8 protein-coding genes are annotated in these 23646 nt (G+C 55.0%); 2 read left to right on the forward strand and 6 right to left on the reverse strand.

The genetic code is table 11. From position 1 onward, the window contains the following. Positions 1-74: 74 nt before the first annotated feature. Positions 75-818: a hypothetical protein gene (locus tag K239x_RS11970; RefSeq protein ID WP_145418216.1), complete on the reverse strand. Its 744-nt coding sequence runs from the start codon at positions 816-818 to the stop codon at positions 75-77. A 591-nt stretch (positions 819-1409) separates the two neighbouring features. Between K239x_RS11970 and K239x_RS11975 the strand changes: the two genes are divergently transcribed. After that, on the forward strand, positions 1410-2960 hold the full coding sequence (locus tag K239x_RS11975) for a sulfatase family protein (protein WP_145418218.1): 1551 nt from the start codon (positions 1410-1412) through the stop codon (positions 2958-2960). A gap of 166 nt (positions 2961-3126) precedes the next feature. Here K239x_RS11975 and K239x_RS11980 read toward each other — a convergent pair whose 3' ends face one another. From K239x_RS11980 to K239x_RS11990, 3 genes are all read right to left on the reverse strand, one after another. Then, the gene (locus K239x_RS11980) at positions 3127-3891 is read right to left on the reverse strand and encodes a polysaccharide lyase (RefSeq protein ID WP_419189961.1); all 765 of its coding nucleotides are present in this window, start codon (positions 3889-3891) and stop codon (positions 3127-3129) included. 11 nt (positions 3892-3902) lie between these two features. Then, a complete protein-coding gene (locus tag K239x_RS11985; protein ID WP_419189962.1) occupies positions 3903-5417 on the reverse strand; it encodes a glycosyltransferase in 1515 nt (504 codons plus the stop codon). A gap of 64 nt (positions 5418-5481) precedes the next feature. Beyond that, positions 5482-7101 carry an HlyD family secretion protein gene (locus tag K239x_RS11990; protein ID WP_145418224.1) on the reverse strand — a complete coding sequence of 540 codons (1620 nt, stop codon included), beginning with the start codon at positions 7099-7101 and terminating at the stop codon, positions 5482-5484. Positions 7102-7557: 456 nt separating this feature from the next. Here K239x_RS11990 and K239x_RS11995 point away from each other — a divergent pair, with 456 nt between their 5' ends. Next, entirely contained in the window at positions 7558-9708 is a 2151-nt protein-coding gene (locus tag K239x_RS11995; RefSeq protein WP_145418226.1) for an efflux transporter outer membrane subunit, read from the forward strand. A 36-nt stretch (positions 9709-9744) separates the two neighbouring features. Here K239x_RS11995 and K239x_RS12000 read toward each other — a convergent pair whose 3' ends face one another. Both K239x_RS12000 and K239x_RS12005 read right to left on the reverse strand, forming a co-directional pair. Further along, positions 9745-11946 carry an efflux RND transporter permease subunit gene (locus K239x_RS12000; protein ID WP_419189963.1) on the reverse strand — a complete coding sequence of 734 codons (2202 nt, stop codon included), beginning with the start codon at positions 11944-11946 and terminating at the stop codon, positions 9745-9747. Positions 11947-12018: 72 nt separating this feature from the next. Continuing rightward, entirely contained in the window at positions 12019-23580 is an 11562-nt protein-coding gene (locus K239x_RS12005; RefSeq protein ID WP_145418230.1) for a non-ribosomal peptide synthetase/type I polyketide synthase, read from the reverse strand. Positions 23581-23646 lie beyond the last annotated feature (66 nt).

The raw sequence follows: 23646 nt of genomic DNA on the forward strand, positions 1-23646 counted from the left end.
CATTGATGGTGATCGTCTGCGTATGTCACTCGCAGCCCATGAAGCGGATGCCTAGCAGATCGAATTAACGGCTGCTATTTGATGGCGATTGCTTGCTGGAGCGGTTGCAGCACGTTGGATACTAGGTACTCATCGATCAGATCACGGCAGAGGCCACTGAGCCGCTTGAATTCATCGACGTAGGATTCGTTGGGCCCCAAGCTGTCGTATCGTCGGACGGTCATGTAGACGCTGATTTGTTCTTCGCCGAACTCGCCTGACCGAACGTGGTAGGCCGTCGTGCGTGATTCAAATGAAACGCGACATTGTGTGCGACATTCTTCATCCAGTGCAAACTGGATTGCGGGTTCGACGGAGAGTAGTTTTCCGTAGGGGACGTTTTGGAAGCGTTCCAAACCGGGCGCGATGCCGATTGCTTCGGCCAAGATTTCGTTGTGGTTGCCGCGATAGTTGTAGTCGAAGCCAACCATCATGCTCAGTGCTTCGCAGTCCAGCGGGTGGGCGTAGAGTTCAAACGGGACCAGTTCCAGAACTTGGACGTGTTGCTTGACGGCATCGTCAAAAGTCGTTGGATTAACGCTGCCGCTGTTGATGCGTTTGGGTTCGACCGAGACCCATTTGTACGCGCCGGATCGCTTTTCTTCTTCCAGTACAAATTCGCTTTTGTCGCGTGAATAGAAGTTTTCGATTTCAGGATAACGACGACGGACTTGATCGAAAAAGTGCAGGATCGATTCGCGCCCCTGGGGAAGATCCATTTCGGTGGTGAGATTCATGTTGACGTAAAAATCGTCGCTCAAGGCGCCGTATTCGCTCATTCAAAATCTCCGTTTGTCGATTGAAAAGTGTGAGTTCCAGGCGCCTTCAGAAAAGTCCTTCGCCCGCCGCTCCGGTCACGATTATAGGCTGCGACCGCTTGGAATTGAACGGGCGTAAACCAAAGATCGAACACTGTTTTGACGGCCTTTTGCAGAATTTGCCAATCCAAAGTGGTCCAACGAAGGCGAGTATCCGGTGGCAATTGCTCACGAAAGCAGGGCCCAGTTCCTGTGATCTGGCGGCGGGCCCTAGTTTACAGGTCTTCAAACTTCAAGTGATCAAACCCCAGCGAGCATTCTAGAGAGAGTGCACGGGGAGCGGGGGCGAGACCCTGAGCCGTCGGAATTGTCGCGTTCTGGTACCAGCGGGATCTCGCCAAGAAAGTAGTAGCACTAGTTTGCACCGAGTTGAAGAAAGAGCGATTGGTGTGTGCGATGTGCCTGTCCGAATTTTGCCTATATCCGCTACTTGAAGATCCGGTGCATGATGACTGCGCCGCCAATTCGGCCCCGACGCAGCAAGCCGAACGAAATGCAGATAAGATAGTTTTCCGATTCCATTCTCGAGCACCTCACCTGGAGCCACCAATAATGCCACTTCGTTCTGTTGCGTTCACTGCGACATTTCTTCTTGGACTCTTAGCGTCAAATCTTGTTGCCGCCGATTTGCCTGCGACCGCAAAACGCGAAGGCGTGAAGCCACGCAACATTGTGTTCATTTTGACCGATGATCACCGTTATGACGCGATGGGATTCATGGGGCATCCGTTTCTTGAAACTCCGCATCTGGATTCGTTGGCCAGCAATGGCGTGCATTTGAAGAATGCGTTCGTGACGACTTCGCTTTGCTCGCCCAGTCGCGCTTCGATTTTGACCGGACTGTACACGCACCGACATCGCGTCATCGACAACAACCGTCTGGTACCCGAGGGCACGATCTTTTTTCCGCAGTACTTGCAGCAGAACGGATACACGACCGCTTACTTTGGGAAATGGCACATGGGTGGCCACCATGACGATCCGCGGCCGGGATTCGATCATTGGATGAGCTTCAAGGGGCAAGGCAACTATCTGTCACCAGGTCCTAAGTACACGATGAACTTGAATGGCAAACGCATTCCACAGAAAGGCTACATCACCGATGAGCTGACCGATCACGCGGTGGAGTGGATGCAAGATCAGAAGGAATCCGACAAACCGTTCTTTATGTATTTGTCACACAAAGCAGTGCACTCGAACTTTACGCCGGCGGAGCGACATCTCAATCGATACGAAGAAAAGGACTTGAGCTTTTTGCCTCGCGGTGAACACGAACTGGCCGAAGCTGATTCCCCGCGCTGGGTGCGTGATCAGCGAAATAGCTGGCACGGAATCGATTTCAGCTACCACAGCGACAAAGGCTTGGACTACTTGTATCGCCGCTACTGCGAATCGCTCTTGGCCGTTGATGACAGTGTCGGACGTGTGCTTGATCAACTGAAAAAGATGGGACTGCACGACGACACGTTGGTCGTTTACATGGGCGACAATGGTTTTATGTGGGGCGAACATGGCTTGATCGACAAGCGTGTTTCGTACGAAGAATCGATTCGTGTCCCGATGATGATGCAGTGCCCGAGTTTGTTTCAGGGCGGCACCGTGGTTGAGAAAGTTATCGGTAATATCGACATTGGTCCCACGATTCTGCATGCCGCTGGAATGACAACGCCAGATTACATGGACGGGAAAAGCTTTTTGGAACTGCCGAACAATCCGGACATGTCATGGCGTGAGTATTTTCTGTACGTGTACTACTGGGAAAAGAATTTTCCGCAGTCACCGACGCAGTTTGCATTGCGAGGTGATCGATTCAAGTACATCACTTACTACGGCTTGTGGGATGTTGATGAACTGTATGACATTACCACCGACCCTGGCGAAACCAAGAACTTGATCAATGACCCTGACTACAAGTCGGTCGCCAAGGATTTGGAGAATAAGCTGTACGCGATGCTGGGCGAAAAGGGGGGGATGGACATTCCCATGAACCAGCCCAAAGGCAATTCGCAGAATAAGCGGTGGGACGATAAGAAAGGCGACGAAGGGGCTGATTTCCCCAAGGCGCTGGTGGTCGACGAACCGATCAACCGCCGAGCCAAGTAGGACATCGTCGACGCGGTGCTTTGCGGCGCGGCAGGCAGCCTGACCAACCGGTAACCTGACAGTCGGTTAAGTTTGACCGGCGGCATGGGCACCAAGTTCGATGTGCAGATTGCGTTGATGCAGCGGTTGTCACAGGACCGCTCGCACGCAAACGCCTGCGTGGAACTTATTGAACTGAAAAGTCAGCGAAGTCGATGTGCTGATCTGACTTGGGTGCCCACTGTGGGCCTTTGCCGCCGAAGAACGTGCTGAAATAGAAACGATCGACAAGGGCTTGCGACCCGCTGCGAAGTCGGAGCCCTTTGCGATCGAGCACTTTTTTTCCATCGATCCAAATCTGGATTCGCCCGTTGCTTTTGCCAGGATCGTTGGCGGTCACAACTTGGGTGAGCTGGAACCACTTTTCCGGCGTGATGCGAAACGATAAAGGGATATCGTCTCCTTGCCGTTCAGCTTGATCCATGTGGTAGAGGTACAAAACCAGTTCGCCCCGATCACGCCACATGTATCGCGCCGACCAGCCGTCTCCGTTGGGTCTCTCCAAACCGGTTGTCGCAGTGCCTCCGGCTAGTCCTGGAAGTTTGCCGCCTTTCGTAAACTGAAAATTCTCGGAGAAACGGATGCGATAGCTGGAGCGATATTCTTTTTTGGGTGGTAGGTCGACCAAGAAGCTCGCTCCGCTTTCTGTCGGGCCCCATTTTCCCGCGGGATAGCGAACGCGAACGGTGCGCGACGACGAAGCAGAACCAGGAGTCAGCGAAAGGATCGACATTCGATCCGTGCCCTTGGCCCAGAGCACGCCGGGAACTTTCTTCAGTTCCCGTTTGTCAACAACGCCGCTGGAGATCTCTGGCGTGGGAAACGTCCAGCCGCAACTTATCGCCACCGTCAGTGCCATTGCGATACAGCTTGTGCATTGGCTTTGACGCATTTCACTGCGAATCACTTGACGCCGACCATTGCCGCGACGAACAGTAGTAGCAAAGTGAATGAAAACACCATTTGCATTTTGGGGATCAGGCCGTCCAGGAAAGATTCGCCGGAACCCGCTTGTCCGTTTGATCCGGCGACTCGGTGCGAATCCCATTTGGCTTTGTGCAGATGAAACATCGTGTAAATCTTTACGATGCTGCCGACCCACTGCGTGTACAGCAGCAGTGGCACATCGGTCAGTGCCATCCGGTGGCCTTCGATCGTCAGCACCAGGGCGTAGGCCAGTCTGGCCAGGATGACCAGCATCGCGTAGGCGACCAAGTAGTACGGCGAAACCCAAAACGCAGCCCAGATCGCAGCGACTGGTCCCAGCAAACTGGTGAACATCGAAATTCGTTGGTCGACATGGCACCACCAAATGAACGGTTTTTGGCAACCCATGCCAAGCCGAATCGCGCGGCCATTGTTTCGCAGCATGTTGCCAAACCAACGGTGCATCTTTTTGATGCTCATCGTGAACGGTTTGGGGCCGGAGTCTTCCATGCAAAAAATATGGGCGTCAGGCACGTACAGCATTTCGCAGCCACGTTTAAGCAAGCAGTACCAAGTACTTTTGTCGTCACCGGTGACGAATTTAATTTCACCGTGTAGCCAGTGCTTGATACGGTCGTTCTCCAGGTACGACACAAATTCGTCCGTCAAACATTCCTTTGCGCGCAAAATGCTGAAGCGACCTGTCAGTACCAGCAGCTGTTGCGACAAGCTTTGTGATTTCATCATGCGATGCCGCATCGAAAAACGCAGTGTGTACCATTTGCGATAAAACCAGTTGCCCTTCGTAACCGAAATGTTGTCGGTCGTGATCGCGCCGAGTTTGGGTTTCAGTGCAAACAGCGGAAGACACTTCTTCAGAATCCCGGCACCCAGCACCGTGTCACCGTCCATCAGAACGATCGCGTCATTCTGGTCGACTTTTTCGCTCATGAGGCGACCGACACAATCAGCCATGCCGCCGCGTTTGCCGCCGACTTGACGCACGAAACGAACTTCAACATTCGGCAATTTCGGGCGTTCGGATAGCAGCATGTGAAAAATCTCGTCATCCTTTTCGCTGCCCGCGTTGACGATGATGATGATCTTGCTGGACACCGTAGCGGCTTCATCCAGAACGCTTCCGAGCATCTGCCGCGATACGTCAGGCTTTTCACCGGCCGTTGGAATGATGACGTACAGCTTGCCGGGCATCTTTTGGTCTTCGGGCAAATTGTCCGCTGCGAATCGTAGCTTGGGGTACATGTAGTATTCGTACAACGCGGCTCGGACGCAGTGCGTAATCACGCAGCCGTAACGAAACAAACCGATCAGGCCCAATACGACAATCGATTCCAGTGGAATGCGCTGTGCTTTCTCTGGCAGCATCAAGAAAACGACAACGATGATCGCCAGATAAAAAAGGACGACGGGGACCGCGCGTATGAGTCGCATTGGGAGCGACATGTCATAACGAATGCTAGTAGCTGTCATGTCAATCGAGCACAGAGTGTAAGCAAGGTGGGGGTGCGAAAACCAATTCATCAGACGCGACGCGCTACATCGCGTTGGCGGGTGCTGCGGTGACGGCGGTGGTCGCACTGTCGCCGGAGCGGAACGAACCGATCCATTTTTTCATGGTTGCTAAGTGGTCATGAACACGAACGGTCATGTTCAAACGCAATCCCGAAGGAATCTTTTCGTTACTGGGATCCAGTTCCACGCGAATGGGAACTTCTAATGGTCCGCCGCGAAATTCTGCGTTGTAGCCGCCGCGACCGTAAACCGAACGGTGTCCGATGCCAGCGACTTTTCCGTTGGTTGTAATTCCCATCGAAGGAATATCGATTTCGACAGGTTGTCCGGGGCGAACTTGCGCGGCCAGACCGGGCGAGACATGACCGGTCGCCCAGCCAGTTTGATCCAAGCTAACAGCGATGGCCTCGTCAGCGATCTTCAGGTACTCGCCCTTGCGACGATAGATCGCATACACCGTGCCGTCTTGGGGAGCAAATAATTCGATTGGTTTGTTTTTGACTGCCAACGAGTTGCGAATCGAACTGGCTTCGTTGATCGCTGCTTTTGCTAATTCAATTTTCGTTAGCACTTCGGACAAAGGATCTGAAACGCCATTGACGCCGACCAGAACACTTTTCTGGGCTGCGGATTTTGAAAGTTGAAAGGTTTCGATCAACGCATTTTGACGGGCGATCGCGGCCTTGGCACGCGCGGCCAATGCCTTTGCTTCTTCGACTTCAAACACACCGATGTTGCCACGCGCGACCAAGGGTGCCAAACGATCGACCTGGGCTTTCGCAGCGTCATATTCGGCTTGTCCGCCCGTGAGTTCTGCCTTGGCGACCGTCAGGTCACGGTCGGCTTTCTCCATTGCAAATTTCATCAGCCCGGCGATGCGATCCGCTTGTTGCTGGTACGCCGACAGTTCGCTGCGAGTACGAACCAATTGTGCGTCGAGCATGTGGAGTTCATGTTCCAAGTCTTCTTTGCCGACGAGCGCGACGACTTGACCTTCAGTGACTCGGTCGCCTACCGACACAAGCACATCGAGCAGCTTGCCTTGAAACGGTGTGTTGACCGGTTGGTAGTTTCCTACCAAGACGCTGTTGGAAACTGACACGGTCGATCGCGTCTGTACGACGATGAATATCCACCCGACGATGGCTGCCATCGCCAAGACCATAAGCGACATGGCTATCGCTTTCTTTAGTGTCGAAGCGGATTTGGAACCGTCGGCCGTTTTCGTCTTCTGTGCTTTCGTTGCCTTGGTCGTGTTACCTCCGGCTAGTTCGTCGTACGAAAGCGAATGAAGCTCGTCGCTGCCTTCGGATTGAATCCGGTCGCGGAGAGCTAGAATAGATTCACGTTGCTTGATTGGCAGATCAAAAAAGCCGCAGCGAAGTGAATCGCCATCTTGGGAGCGAACACGAAATTGAATCGGGAACGACTGGCCATCGCCCTGAATGGTCCCGTCATAGGTCTCCGGTGTGCCATCGGGCTGGTAGCGATCTCGCAAGCGAGCCGACTGCGTGACGAAAGTGAATTCGTTTAGATCCGTGACTTGGGACTGTTCGGAGTCAAAGATCAGGACAAGGCGATCGGATTCCGCAGCCGCATCAGAATTTGCTGCAGGGGGGGCGAGGGTCGCGTTTTCAGGCATGGTGCTCTTCTCAAAATGGGGTGTCTGGGGCCTATGAGACTGAACAAGCACCCGAATCACAAGCAAAAAAAACGGAGCGGACCACTCTGGCGGGTGGTAAGTGAGGGTGAGCCTCAAGCAGTGGCTTGCTAGCGGGGGCTTTCCAGCCAGAAGGCTACTGTTTGCAGTAAATAAGACATCCGTACACTATTTAGCTGGTTGGCAAGTTTTCTTGAGAAAATTTCTGGTAAATCCGGTTATCGGGGAGCAAGCGATTGGCTCAATGGATCGTTGCATTCGGATCGATCACCAGGACTACGCCCATCCGTTACTTAGCAACCTTTTGGAGTAAGCCGAACAGCCCGTTCCCCCCATCCGATCCGATTCAGCGGCCGCTACCGCTTAACGGACCCTCTTGGCGACGTTGGTTCGAGGAACACCGATCGGCTTCCGGCTTGCGAACTACCAGATTTCGATATGCCCTCAACTTCCAAATTCGCGATCGAACGATTCGTATCCGATCTATGTGCTCGCGCTACCGCGCCATGTGCTCGGGTGACCGCGACTGAGAGTGTTCGGGTGAACGCGACTGAGAAACGGCGACTCGATTTGCAACTGGTCCTCTGCCTGTTGGTGCTGCTTACGTGCGGGTGCAAAGTGGGGCCGGATTACCGCGGCGCGCCGCTCGGGTCGCTTCCCAGTTCATTCGTCAATTCGGCACAGAGTGACAGCTGGACGGCTCCGAACTTGCCGACCATGCCCGCTGATTTTCGTTTCAATGATCCAACGCTTGCAGCACTCATCGATACAGCGCTGGTCGACAGTCCATCGGTGCGTGAACTGCAATGGCGCGTGTGCGAGATGCGTGCACTGGTGGGTTTGGCGAGCGGGCAGGGGCTGCCGTTTGCTGACGCAGGTGCAAACTACGAGCGTCGTAAACGAAGTTCAAAGTCACAGCCCTTTGTCGGCCCCAACGGCGATGCGTTTGATTTCTTTTCGATCGGAGCGTTGTCGCGATGGGAGTTTGATTTAGTCGGTCGCATTGCACGAGAGACCGAAGCGGCGACAGCTGACTACCAAGCGTCAATAGAAGATGTCAACGATGTTCGTCGTTTGCTGATCGGTGAAATCGCGCGAGCCTACGTGCAAGTGCGTCTGTACCAGGAACTGCAAAAGCAGAATGAAATCAACCTCAAGATTCAATACTCGGCTTTGGAAAAAGTCAAAGGGCGAATCGATGCGGGTAAAGTCGGACGGTTGGATTTGGTGCAGTTGCAGAGCCGCCTACGTCTGACGGAGTCAGATCGCCCGCTTTTTGACGAGCAACTTAAATTGGCGTTGACCAACTTATCCATTCTGACCGGGCAGCCACCCACGCATCAGCTGATCGCGATGATCGGTCGCGGCCCGCAGTTGCAAACGCCGATGATTGGTCACGGGATACCCGCGGACTTGATTCGACATCGGCCTGACATGCGGCGCGCCGAACGAGAGGTGGCGGCAGCGTCGGCGAGAATCGGTGTCGCGGAAGCCGAACTGTATCCTAAGCTGAGCCTGCTGGGAACGATTTCGGTCGATTCCCGCAACGTCAGTTCATTGATCACGTCGGATGCTTTGGCCTATACGATTGGTCCATCTGTGTCATGGAACATCCTTTCGCTGGGGCGAATTCAAAAGGCCATTGAAATACAAAAGGCACAGCTTCAACAAGCGATCCAACGCTACCAACAGACAATGTTGACCGCAGTCGCTGACGTGGAAAACAGCTTGGCGTCGTCGAGCGAAAATTCGCGTCGAATTGCGATCTTGCAACAGGCCGTTCGCGAAGCGGGGGAAGCCGTGGAATTGGCCAGCGATCAGTATGACGCGGACAAAGCGTCGCTTGAACGAGTCGTATCGAACCAACGACGTTTGCTTCGAGCATCGCTGGATCTAGCAAATGCAAGAGCGGCAAAGGCGGCAGCGACAGTCGATTTGGTTCAATCAATTGGGGTGGACTGGAGCCAAACGCCGACGACCAGCGCGCCAGGCTACTCCAACTTCATCGCACCTCAGCCGACGACCAATCAACCTTACGTAGAAGCCGAATCCAATTCATCCGAGACCGAGTCGACATCGCCTAAGTCTGGACGGTTGCCAAAACCGACTACATCAACGCCCGTTGACGACGATCAGCAGTCGCTTCCTAATCGCATGCCGGACGTTTCGAGCTCGTCGTCTGACCAGAAAACTGGTGGCAATGAGTCAGCGGAGAAACCGAACGATCCGACAGAGACGGACGATGACAATCAGTTGCCCGTGCAGTTGCCATCCCCCATGCCCGCGACGAAACCAGCCGCCGAACCCGAGTTGATTCCCACGCCGCAGGGCAAACCGGATGTAACCAAAGCCGACTTGGGCGGCGACCCGGACTTTGAAGCCATGTTCGAAGCGGTTGATTCAATGGAGGCTAAGGCGGGCAATTCCGATCCAACGGATCTGCATTCCGCACAAACCCAACTTTGGGAACCGTCTGCGAACTGGGAGCCAGCCCAAAAATGGGAACGCGTCAAAAACTGGGAACCAGCCAAAACCGAAACTCAGTCGGCTAGTCGCGGGTGGAACAATTTCAACCAGCAAACGCGATGATCGATTGGTGGCAGCCCAGTCGTATGATCAGTCGTTTCATTCGCCAGGCTGCGAAGTTTGCCGCTGTCCCCAGATCGTCAGCATCGCCGGCAATACAAAAAGGTCACCCAGCAACGCCCACAGTAGTGACGCGATGAATAGAGATCCAAACTGGTGCATCGCGGGGATCTGGCTGAGTAACACGACGCTCAGGCCCGCGACCAGGATGACAGTCGTTAAGCAGATCGGACGCCCAACATGCACAAGAGCGTCAACAACTCGGTCCGCGTTAACGGGTTTGGTTGACAGCCGATAACGCTGCAAGACATGAATCGTATCATCCACGGCAACGCCCAATGCGATGGCAAACACGGTCACGCTTGTCAGCTGCAACGGAATGCCGACGAGTGCCATCAGGCAAGCGGTTGCTACCAGCGGCAGGCAGTTTGGCAGCAACGCGATCAACCCCAGCCGTAAAGAGCGAAAACCGATCGCGATCACTAGCGTGCAAAGCAGAGCGGCGGTGAGCAGACTAAACGCTAAATCGCGGATCAGGGTGCCACCCAAATGAATCGGCTCGAAATCACGGCGGTTGTAAGTGAAGTCCATGCTGGGGTAGCGCGCAGCAAGTTGTCTTAGCTGTTCGTCTAGCCAAGTCAGCCGTGGAGCAAGTTGGTCGGAGCCGGCGTCAGGCACCCAAGTGGAAATGTAACTTTGCCCGCGACCTGCATCGATGAACTGATTGCGAAATCGATCGGGCACGAATTTCAGTTCGCTCGTTCGTTGCTTGGGCAGTGATGCAATCAAATCCTGATACGAAAGGGGAGCTGAAAACAGCGGCTCGCTCTGGATGATTTTTGCAACACTGACGGTCGCATCTTTAATCGTCTCACCAGAAGGCGGATCCTCAGTCGACCAGCTTGCCGTCAGCACCATCGGCAAGGTCCCGCCGAAGTGACGGTCAGCCACTGTGACTGCCAGCTGCGCGTCCGATTGGATCGGCAGCCCTTCGGACATCGAAATTCGCGGTTTCAACGACGATGCGATCAAAAGCATGGCTGCGATTGCGATGACGCAGACGGACGTGATCCGCTTTCGGCGATGCACTGCGAATTGGCCGATTCGATCAAACACGACATCGATGCGATGTTCGGTACGTCGTTTGGTTTTTGGCGGTTGAACTTTGCCCAAAACAATGGCCAGCGCTGGCACTAGAACCAAAACCGCTAGCAGCGAAAACGCTACGCTAACGCCGCAGACGATTCCGAATCGTTGGATCGTTAGCAGTTTGGCGGTCGTCAGCGATCCAAACCCAATCATCGTCGTCAACGATGTCAAAACGCACGCCGGACCTACTTCGCGCATCGAACGCAGCACGGCATCCGTCACGGCCACTCCGGATTGACGCAGACGCTGGATCTGTAGCTGCAAATGAACCGAATCGGTCAACGCAATGGTCAGTGCCATCGGGATCACGACGACGTTTAGCGGGTTGATTGCTTCGCCCCACACGGCCATAAAACCGAACGTGCTGACGGCTCCGACGACCGGGCCGGCCATGACGATCAGCACCGATCGCCACGATCGAAAGATCAAGAACGAAAGTAAAAAACCAGCCAAGATTCCGCCGGTGATAAACAGTTGCTGGTCACGCACCAGACTCTGCTTGATCTCCCACTGAACGGCGGGCAATCCGGTAACCAAGACCTTCATATCACCGGATTCAAAAACGCGTTTGGCATCGGATTTGATTTTAGAAACAATCGCGTGCAGGTCCGCCGTTTCGATCTCCGAATCGATTTGTACGACGACTCGGGTCCATTTGTGATCCGCTGAAATCAAATGCCCGTCTAGCAGTGGATGCGCTGCCACGCGTTCCATAAGTTTTGCCGGATCTTCCTGTTCGATGTCTTTGGGGAAAACGCGAAGCAGTAACTTGCCGATTCGAAGGGGGCGGCGTGCATCGTCCAACGAAAGAACGCTTTGAACATGCTCCGTCTGGCTCGTCTCGGAAACGAAAGATCGGATTGCTTTGACGACGTTGGGGGCAAGGCAATCATCTGCACCGACCAGCACAACCACAGTGTTTTCGTCTGCGAAAGTCTGGCTGTCGACCGTTTCGGCGGTTCTGAACAAATACAGCGTGTCTTGTTCGAAACGAAGGCTTGGCATCACGCAAAGCGATGCCACCACCAAGCAGGCTGCGGTGAGCAACGCAATCCAGGGTCGATCGACAATCTTTCGCGAGATCCAATCCATTGTGATCATTGTCGAGGTACCAGTTCACTGCCGATAGCTGCAGCGAGAGTCTTTTTACAGGGAAGAATAAGGTTACTGCACGCGAAACGTAAACTGAAGCAGGTCCAAGTGGCCAGTTCTAAAATAGTGAGCCGAACTGGTCAGGTAGCGAACGTAAAGTTCGTAGTTGGCCAACGAGGTCAGTTCGATGGCTTCGTCACGATGCGATTGCAGTGATTCGGCCCATTTGTCCAAAGTCCGCGCGTAATGCGAACGCAGCGATTCGATGTGGTGCACGACAAAGCCGGCTTCTTCGGCACGATGCACAACAACTTCTCGCGGCGGTAGTTGGCCGCCAGGAAAAATTTCCGTGCCCAGCATCTTCGCATACTCGACCAAACCTGGTTCGACGGGGGACTGTCCTGGCTGCAAGCTCTCATGACTGCCGCGAATGATCGAGTGGATCATCATCCAGCCGTCGTCGGGAAGCAATTCGCGGCAGCGCCCGAAAAAGGCGGCGTAGCGTTCCATTCGGAAATGCTCGAGCGCTCCGATACTGACAATCCGGTCGACCGGCTCATTGAACTCTTCCCAGCCGTTCAGGCGAAAATCAACTTGGTCGCGGTTAGCGCCCAGGGCCGACGCGTATGCGTGCTGATTCTTGCTAAGAGTCAGGCCCGTCGCTTTGACGTCCAAAGTGTCGACAGCACGCAGAGCCGTCGCGCCCCAGCCACAGCCAACGTCTAGCAGTCGCATGCCCGGTTTCAACCGGCATTTACCGAGCGACAGATCAATCTTAGCTAACTGTGCTTCTTCCAACGTGGCGTCATCTTCTTTGAAATAGCCGCAGCTGTACGTCATCGTTCGGTCGAGAAATAGTTCGTAAAACGCATTCGAGCGATCGTAGTGAGCTTGCACATCTTCGTAAAAAGGCCGCAGTTCTGCCGTTTGGTATGACGCGGCGTTCTTGACATCCGCGTCCTTTTCAGCAAGCGTTTGGGAAATCAAATTGGCTAACTCGGTGACGTTGTCGCCGGTCATCATGCTGATGTGATCACCGGCCGATTCGGTGACCAACAAGTTTTCGCCAACGATCTGACGCCAGCCTAGATCGTCGCGAAGATCGTCGTCTTGTTCACCCAGCTTTTCAGCGGCGCGGTAGAGGCGAACCGCCAGTTGACTGCGAGGGGGAATGTAGTCACGCATCGCACGCAAATTCGCACGAGCGACCGAGACAAATCTCCGCAAGTAGTCGATGTCAAATTCCAGCAGTGATTGTCCAGCAATGGAAGATCGCTGCATCATCAATTCCAATCGTTGTTCGCTCGGAAGCGATTGCAATTCCTCGTAGCTGACGTCGATCTTGATGCCGTAGAACCGTTCGAGTGTTTCGCCGAGTGTCGAAAGGATTTTGCTTTCGTCGTCGGGGTCGATCAAGTCGATCGCTGACATGACGCGCGAGTCGATCAGATGCACCCCGTCGACTTGGTCGCCCTGCTCTTGCAAGATTCTCGCGATTTCGTAAGCCACCACGCCTCCCGAAGACCAGCCAGCCAAATGGTAGGGGCCCATCGGCTGCTGCTTTCGGATGGCTTGGATGTACTGGTCGACCATGGCAGCCATTGATGAAGGCGGCACTTGGCCCGCGTCGACTCCGTAGGATTGCAATGCAAAAACGGGTCGGTCATCGCCCAGAGCGTGGGCGAATTCGTAATAACACAGGACGTTTCCGCCGGCCGGGTGAACACAAAAGACAGGTGGCAAACTGCCCTCAGGGCGAATGGGGACGATCGGCGACCACTCTTGATCGGCTTCGTATTGTTTCACCAAGACAGCCATTCGCTCAATCGTCGCGTCACGCAATAGTGACGAAAGAGGCAAGTTGACGCCGAAGTGACGATTGACGCGGCTGATCAGTTGCACTGCTAAAAGTGAGTGTCCGCCGAGGTCAAAAAAGTTGTCGCGAACACCCACGACTTCAGTTTCCAAGGTGTCGATCCATATTCCCGCCATCTGCATTTCGACCGGGCTGCGCGGGGCGACGTAATCACTCTGCGCAGCGTGTTCCTGTGGCGAGATTTTGGCCAGCGCTGCACGGTCGACTTTGTCACTCTTGTTCCGAGGAAACTCGTCCAGCAGGCTAAACGTCGACGGGATCATGTACTCCGGCAGCGTCCCGAGTAGTGCTTCGGTCAGGATTGCTGCGGAAACACTCTGAGTGGTGGGCACGACGTAGGCACGCAGATTCGAGAGCCCGCTTTTGTCAGTCGTCGCCATCACGACGGCATCCTTGACGCCGTCTAATTCGCTTAGCGCGGATTCGATCTCGCCGAGTTCGACACGGAAACCACGAACTTTGATTTGTTGATCGACGCGGCCCAGGAATTCCAAGTTTTCGTCGGCACGCCAACGCACCAGATCACCCGTTCGGTACAGCCGATCTCCATCCCCCCATTCGCTCGGCGTGAACAGGCGATTGTTCAACTCGGGCTGGTTCAAATAGCCGCGAGCCACGCCGATTCCGCCCACATGCAGTTCGCCCGCAACGCCGACAGGTACCAGTTTTCCATGTTGATCCAAGACTCGGGCTGTGGCTCCCGGGATAGGCTTGCCGATCGGGATTTCCGAGTCGCCGTCAATTTGGCCGTTTGCTTCCCAAGCAGTCGCGACGACCGACGTTTCGGTGGGACCATAATTATTGATGAATCGAACTTGATCGCCCGTCAGCTTTCGCCAAGCGGCAACCTGTCCAGCGGTTGCCCGTTCGCCGCCAGTGACAAGCAGTCGGATGCGTTTGGGGATTTGCAAATTTCCCGCAGCGACTTCGTGGGTCAACTGTCGCCAAAACGCCGTCGGTAAATCAAACACCGTCACGCCACGTTGATCGCAGGACTGCAAAAAGTCTTCGGTCAAAAGACTGATTGATTCGTCGCGAACGACGATCGCCGCCCCAGATGACAGCGTCGGGAAGATTTCTTCGACGCTGTGATCAAAGCTGATGGACGCAAACTGAAGCACGCGATCGTCGCTGGTCAAACCAAACTGACGGGCGGCGACTTGGACGTAGTTGGCTACCGAGCGGTGCTCAACCTGGACGGCCTTAGGTGCTCCGGTCGATCCAGAGGTGTAGATCAAGTAGGCAAGTGTCGAAGCATCTGCGATCGGCGTCAAATTCGCTTTCGCGTGTGATGTGATTTTGGCGGCATCTGCCGCGACATGTACGACTTCTGTCTTGATGGATGCCCAGTCATCGCAAGCTGTTTGTTGGTCAAGCAGGACGCAGCACAGGTCAGCGTCCTTGGCGATCAGTTGTTTGCGATTGGCAGGCAAATCGGCGTCGATCGGGACGTAGGTACCACCGGCTTTGAGCACCGCCAAAATAGCGACGATCATTTTGGATCCGCGTGAAAGCGAAATGCCGACGGTTGATTCGCGCTGAACGCCCATCGATCGCAAGTAGGACGCAAGCTGATTGGCTTGCTCATTCAGTTCGCCATAAGTCAGCGTCGTATCGCCGGCAATAACGGCTATCGCAGAGCTGGCTTTGGCAACCTGGGTTTCAAAAAGTTCGTGTAAGCAGACGTTCATGGAAGCTGCTGGACCGCCGTCGCCCCATTTCAGAACTAGATTCTGTTGGTGCTTGCTGAGCATCGACAGATCGGCGACGCGAGCATCGTCGTCTTGGACCATCGCGGTCATCAGATTTTCGTAGTGCAGTAGCATTTGTTGCACCGTTTCGGCGTCGAACAAATTGACGTTGTACTGCATCGCCAGCGTGACACCGGTTTCGTCCGCATCGGACGCGGTGAGTGACAGATCGAACATGGAGTTCTTTTGTTCCAGTCCAGCTGGTTCAAATTGGATGCCGAATGCCTCCAGTGACACGTCGCGTTCTCCGGCCATAAACGGCGCAAACCCCTGTTGGCTGGCTTTGTGAAACCGCCACATCGCGAACATCGTTTGGAAAACTGGCGAACGCGACGCCTCTCGTTCAGGAGCAAGTTTTTCGACCAGCAACGGAAATGGATACGTTTGGTGCTCAAGAGCTCCGATCATCTTGCCGCGAATTTGATTCAGAAAACTTGCTACCGTCGGATTGTCGGATAAGTCCGCGCGAACCACCACTGGATTGACGAAGTAGCCGACGACGGAAGCCACATCGCTACGCGTCCGGCCCGACGCTGGCATTCCCACCAGAATGTCGTCTTGCCCGCTGTAGCGCGACATCAACAATTCGTAGCCAGCAAGCAGAACCATGTTCAGGGTTGCCTGATGCCGTTGACCAAACGCAAGCAGTTTTTCGGTCAGGTCGCTGCTGAGCGAATGGTACAGCAGTGCGCCTTCAAACGTTTGGACGGGCGGGCGCGGTCGATCCGTAGCGATCTCCAAGACAGGCAGTTCGCCGCCGAGTTGTTCTTGCCAATACTGCAGATGCTGCTCTCCTCTGTCGCTAGAAAGCATGTCGCGTTCGTCGTTTGCGAAGTCCACAAATTCAATCTTGGGACGTGGCAGGTCCAGCGGCTGCCCGACAAGTGCAGCGGCATAGAGTTGTTTCAGTTCAATCGTGCTGGTCACCAACGAAAGCAGGTCAGCGACGATGTGATGAACGACCCAAACAAGCAGATGGCGTTCGTCTGACTGTCGGTACACGACTAACCGAATCAATGGTCCGCTTTCTAAGTCAAATGGCTCGTTGGCTGCTGCCACCGCGCGGCGCTGAGTTTCGCTTTCGCTCCAGTCGGTCGCATCTACTGTTTCTAACGGAGCATCGATCGCTGAGTGCACGACTTGAAATGGCGTACCGTCGTCTTGATGAAACGTGGTCCGAAACGCAGCGTGACGATCGACCAGACTTTGAAGGGCCGTGCGCACGTGATCCATGCTGAAATCGCCATTCACTCGCATCGCATCACTGACGTGGTACGCGGAACTCTCCGGCGCCAATTGCTGGATAAACCAGAGTGCTTGCTGGCCATGCGTCAGAGGATGGCGGCTGCCATCGGCGGTGTCGGGACGAACCGATTTGTCGCCCGATGCCGGTACTGCTGTCGACGATTGTGTTGATGACAAGGACTGCTCGTCACTGACCAATTCCGCTGCGACTTCGCACAGCGTGACGATGCTGGGACCGTCCATGAAACGAGCCATCGGCACAGTGATCGCCAGTCGCGTCTCCATATTGTTCTTCAGTTCGATCGCCATTAGCGAATCCAACCCCATCTCGCTCAGTGGTCGATGGATCTCTAGTTCGTCGACCTCCAGTCCCATGATCGCAGCGAGTTCGCCGGTCAAGTAGTGCTGCAGTCGGGCAACGCGCGGTTGCAATTCCATCGCTTTCAATTCTCGTCGAAACGCATCGTCCACGGATTTGGTTTCGTTCGTTGAATCGTCCGCGGGTACGACTTCAGTCAACAGCGCGGGAATTCCCGAATGGAACTGCTTCTTCATCGCCGCCCAACGTGCGTCGATGACTGCGATCTGAGACACTTGATCGTCGCTTTCGCCTGGCGGCACGATTTTGGATTGGGCAATCAAACGCTCCAGCAGTTCGAAGCAATCGTCGCTGGGCAAGGTTCCCATGCCGCGTTGGGCCATTTGCTTGACCAACACCGCGTCGGCCGCCATTCCTGCATCGGCCCAGGGGCCCCAGTTAACTGACAAAGCAGGCAAATTCATCGACCGTCGGTGGGCGGCAAGTCCATCCAAGAATGCATTTCCCGCCGCATAATTGGCTTGCCCCGGTGACCCAAGCACTCCCGCGATGGACGAAAACATGACGAAGTACTCCACCGGCAGGTCCTTGGTCACCCAGTGCAGATTCCAGGCTCCTTGGACTTTTGGCGCCATCACTGATTGCAACCGTTGGTGATTCATTTCAAGCATCAGGCCATCGTCCAGCACTCCTGCTGCGTGGACCACGCCGGTGATTGGTGGGAACTGACGGGGGATATCTGCGATCGCTTCGTTGAGCGATTGCTTGTCCGTCACGCTGCCCTGCAAGACGACGACGTTGGCGCCACCTGCTTCGAGTTGTTCGATTTGCTTTTTCACTTTCGGCGACGGTGGGCGTCGTGAAAGCAGTGCGATGTGCGGATGATGGTCTGTTCTTGCAACCCACTGCGCGACTTGCATTCCCAACGCGCCCAAACCGCCCGTGATCAGCCGAGTCCCGGCAATCGTATCGGTGGTCGCTTCCGACGCTTTGTTTTCATCGCGGTCGTCGCCGCCGATTTCCACAACGACTTTGCCGATATTACGGCGTTGTGCCATGTAGCGAAACGATCCAACGACTTCGTTGATCGGAAACACCGTGCTCGCGATCGGCTGGAAATCCCCGTCGGCGAAGTGTTTGACCAGATCTTGAAACATATCCTGCATAAAATCAGGACGCTGACGTAGCATGCGATCCAGGTCGATCGCGTGATAGGATAGATTGTCTTGGAAGGGAGCTAACCCGATCATACGATTCTGGTAAATGTCAGTCTTGCCGATCTCCAAGAAGCGACCGTAGGACGCCAGTACTCGCAAGCTTTCGGTGATCGCATCGCCGGGCAGAGAATTCAAAACGACATCAACGCCGCGCCGATTGGTCAGCGACAGGATTTCTTCGCCAAAGTCCAAGGTGCGGGAATTGGACACGTGCCGAACGCCAAGTGACCGTAGGTAGTCGCGTTTTTCGTCACTGCCGGCTGTCGCGAAAACTTCCGCACCGACATGCTGCGAAATTTGAATAGCAGCCAAACCCACGCCGCCAGCGCCCGCGTGAATCAGGACCTTTTCGCCTCGTGACAGATGCGCCAGGCGCAGCAGCGCGTAGTAGGCGGTCAAAAAGGTGATCGGAACCGTCGCCGCGTCGACATCATCCATGGTGTCCGGTTTGTGAACGATCGCATACTCGGCCGTCCGCGCGTGGGTGGCAAAGCTATGGGGAGCGACTCCCATCACCGCGTCGCCAATTTTGAATCGCGTCACGCCGTCACCGATCGCTGACACCACTCCGGCGCACTCGATGCCCAGCGGCACGACTTTGTCCTTGATGCCGGGGTACAACCCCATCGCTTTGAGCACATCGCTGAAATTCAATCCCGTCGCACCGACGCGGATCTCGACTTGACCTGGTTCCGGTTCGACACGATGAAACGATTCGAAACGCAATCCATCGATGCTTCCGGCGTCACCCAAACGAACTCGGTAGGGGCCGGATTCGGGAAGCGACTGTTTGGAATCGCCCGATGCAACGCACTGTGATGCTGCCCGAAGCCGAGCGACAAATCGATTGTCGTCGCGATAGGCGATTTGGTTTTCGGATGATTTGTTGGCGATTTCGTTGATCAGATACGAAGCTACGGCGGCAGTGCTGTTGCTTGTATCTATGTCAATCAACCGGCAATCTAGTTCGGGGTGTTCGTTCATTGCGACACGAATCATCCCCCACAGCGATGATTGGGCGACGCAGTGGTGTCGTTGTGATTTTGGCACGTGCTGGGCGTTCCCCGTCACAGTCCAAAGCTGCGGCGGACGGGCACCGTGGAATCGCGCCAATTGCTGAATGAGTTGCAAGGTTTCATCGCAGCAGCGTGAATGTGCTTCGGTCCATTCACTGTCGTCCGCAGGATCTTTCGCGTCGGTCGTCCAAAGTTGGATGACTCCGCGGCACTCGAGTTTGTCGCCTAGACATTCGTCAAAAAGTCGCCGGTAGTGTTCGCCAACGATCGGATCGATTCGGAAACAACCTGTCTGGCTATCGTGATCAAAATCATCCGACGGCTCCACCAAAATGCAACGTCCGCCTCGCTGTTTGATCAGGTCTGCCAGTTCATCGGCTACTCCGCCGCGGTCGGCCAGCAGGATCCAGTTTCCTTGCATCTGATCGGCAGGTTGCGAATCCATTTCCGGCAAGGCAGTGGATTGCCAATCGACTTGGTACAACCAATCCTGCGGTTGGGTTGCGACTTCTCCTGGACGGCCAAGGCGCTGGACGCAGACGCCTTCGAGCAGAGCGATCACGTTTCCGTGCGAATCGGCGAGCTGGATGTCCGTTTCCAAGGTTTGTGGAGCCGGATCATCGGATTCGTCGCCAACACGTTTCACGATCGCAAATAGTTGCCCCTTCATCGCGGCTGTAGAATCGCCAAACGTTGTAATCGAGCCCAGCGAAGTGGGAAGATAAGTGTGCGAACTCAGTGTGGCAGCATCCGGCGATAGCACGCCCGCAATCGCTTGAAGGCAACCGTCGACCAAGGTTGGGTGCAGGAAGTACTCGTCGCACTTTCCGGCAACGCGCTCGGATGTTTCCAGCGTTGCCACCGACGTTTCGTCGATGCGTTTGAGTTCACGTACGACTTGAAAGTCGCGGCCGTATTCCAAGCCACGCGACGACATCGCCCGATAAAATTCTTCCGCCGCGATCGATGGTTCCGCTTTCGAGAATACTTGCGTCGAAACGGGTGCCGGCAACGCTCCATTGGACGTCACTGCCCGACAGAGTTGACCCCACGCGTGAAGCGTCCAGGAATTGCGAGAGTCGGATGCATTGGGAGTTGTCGCGGGCGTCGTGTCGCTTGGAACGCTGTAGACTTGGAATGTGCACTGCCCATTCATCTCTGGCGAAACAATGATTTGGACCGTTCGACTGGAGTCGTCCATCAAGAACATGGCTTGTTGGATCGACAGGTTTTCGATGCGGTGATGGCCAGCACCAAAGACTTGTCTGGCCGCGGCGAGGCCCTGTTCGATGTAAGCGGCAGCGGGCAAGATCGCCGATCCCTGCACGACGTGATCTGCCAAGTAACGCGGCGAAAGGCTGTTCAAACGCACTTCAAATTGCGTCATGTCCAACGCTGATTCAATTCGACGTCCCAGCAAAGGATGAACTTTTACACCGCCGGTGACGTGGACTGCACCGGAGCCATCGTTGGTTTTCAACCAATGTCGCGAGCGTTGGAAAGGGTAGGTCGGCAAGGAAACTTTGCGGCGAGCCCAATCGCGATCAAAGCCTTGCCAGTTGATATCAGCACCGGTCAGATACAAGCTGGAAACAGCGTCCAGGTACGTTTTCCAATCGCATTGGCCTTTCCGTAAACTTGGCACCCACTGCGTGTCGAATTTTGGCACACAGCGTCGGGCCATGCCTAGCAATGCCGGCGTCGGGCCCATTTCAACGACGGCGTCGCTGTCGTGAACGACCAAAGTGTCAACGGCGTTTTGGAACTGCACCGTCTGACGGACATGATCACGCCAATAGCGAGCGTCAAAAGTACTGTCTTCGGCCAACCGGCCAGTCAAGTTGGAAACGATCGGACATTGCGGCGCGCGATATTCGATCTGGCCGGCGAGGCGTTCAAATTCGTCCAGCATGGGTTCCATCAGTGGCGAATGAAACGCATGCGACACTTCCAACTGCGTCGCCTTGACGCCGGCCGATTCGAGCGACGTAACAATATCGGCGACAGCGTCGCAATCGCCGGAAATGACAGTGTTTTCGGGGCCATTGGCGGCGGCGATCGATACCTTGTTCGACTGTCGCCCGATTGCACTTTCGACTCGATTACGATCCGCGAAAATCACGGCCATCGAACCACCCGGTGGCAGCTGATTCATCAAGCGGGCACGTTGTGAAATCAACCAGAGCGCGTCTTCTAGCGTCATGACGCCCGCGATACAGGCTGCCGCGTATTCGCCTACGCTATGGCCCATCACCAAATCGGGCGTCACTCCGCAAGCACGCCACATCATTGCAAGCGAATACTCGATCGCAAATAAGGCGGGCTGTGTGTACCGAGTTTCGTGAATGCGAACATCGTCGTCATCGCCATAGATTACCGACAGCAACGATTCTCCCAATTGAGCCTGAAGGATTTCGTCGCAGCGCTGCATCGTTCGACGGAACGTGGGATGCGACTGATAAAGACTTTGCCCCATTCCGACAAACTGCGATCCCTGTCCCGTAAACAAGAAAGCGATCTGAAGTCGCTGGGCCGCTTTGACAACGGATTGCTTCATTCCGGTTGCTGATTCGGAATTGGCTAGCCGTGTCAACTGTTTTATCAGCTGATCTTTTGACGAAGTCGTCAGTGCAACGCGATTGCTAAAATGCGTTCGTCCGATCGCAGCGCTATGACAGATGTCTGCCAATGCATCATCGGATGCGTTTTCGATCCAGACGCGATAACGTTGTGCTAGCTCTGCCAACGCTGTTTCGCTGCGTGCTGACAGAGGCAGGAGATGCAGCGGTCGATCGGAGCGATCGTCGGCAGCACCGGTTGTTACGGACTGGTGGCCTTCAACGCCTTGTAGCACGATGTGAGAATTGGTTCCGCCAAAACCAAACGAGCTGACTCCAGCGATTTGGGGAACTTCCGCGGGCCACTGCGTTGCTTCGGTAACAACCGAAAGCCGCGTCCCTGCCAGTGAGATATGTTCGTTTAGATTTTTCAAATGAACCTGGGGCGGCAACATATTATTTTGCAACATCAGCACCGTTTTGATGATACCGGCGACTCCCGAAACCGTTTCGGTGTGTCCGATATTGGCCTTGACGCTGCTGAAGTAACAGGTGGTGTCGCTGTCGTTGTTGCGAGCAAAAATTTCGCCCAGGGATTGCAGTTCAATCGGGTCACCCAGCGGAGTCGCTGTCCCGTGTGCTTCGATGTAACCGACATCGTCGGGCGTTAAGCCTGCTTCGGCCAAAGCGGTTCGGATGACGGCTTGTTGGTATCGACTATTAGGAGCCGTGATCCCGGAAGTACGACCGTCCTGATTGACAGCGGTTCCGCGAATCACCGAAAGGACTTGGTCGCCGTCGCGCACCGCGTCGGTAAGTCGTTTTAGAACTAGCATTCCGCAGCCTTCGCCGCGAACGTAACCATTGGCATCTGCGTCAAAGGGACGGCATTTTCCATCGGCCGACAGCATGCGGGCTTTGGAGAACGCGATCGTGACTTCGGGCGATAAAATCAAATTCACGCCGCCAGCCAGTGCATGATCACACTCCCAGTTTCGCAGCGCCTGGACGGCCATGTGAACACCGACCAAAGCGGACGAACAAGCGGTGTCGACGGCCAAACTGGGGCCGTGGAAATCGAACAAGTACGAAATGCGATTTGCCGCGATACTGAGCGCGTTGCCGGTGCCAACGTGAGCGTCAATCAGGTTGATGTAGTCGTGTGACTGGGCGGCGACTTTGGCATAGTCGGTGCCGCCGATCCCAATGAAAACGCCCGTCGAACTGCCGCGCATGCGTTCGGGCGAGATGCCCGCGTTTTCGAGCGACTCCCAAGCGACTTCCAACAACAATCGTTGCTGTGGGTCGATTCCCAGGGCTTCGCGAGGTGTGATGCCGAAGAACTGTGGATCAAATTCATCGACGCGATCGACGAATCCGCCCCAGCGTGTCGCCATTTTTCCGGGTGCGTCAAAGTCTTCGTCGTAATACTGGTCGGCGTCCCAGCGCGATTTGGGGATCTCGCCGGTGGCATCCACTCCGTCGCGAATGATTTGCCAAAACTGTTCCAAGTCGTTCGCTCCGGCGAATCGACATCCCATCCCCACGATCGCAATCGGTTCGGCCGCTTCGGGCTGTTCGGAAAGTCGCTTGGCGAGCAGTTCACGCTGGGCAGGAGTGAGGTCGGCGACTTGCCTAGCGAGGTCAATCATAAGTCAGCAGCATCAATCGAATAGTGCATATCAGTGTTGTCTATCAGCTCAGCGTTATCGTACCAG

It is taken from the genome of Stieleria marina, assembly GCA_007741555.1.
Lineage (GTDB): Bacteria > Planctomycetota > Planctomycetia > Pirellulales > Pirellulaceae > K23-9.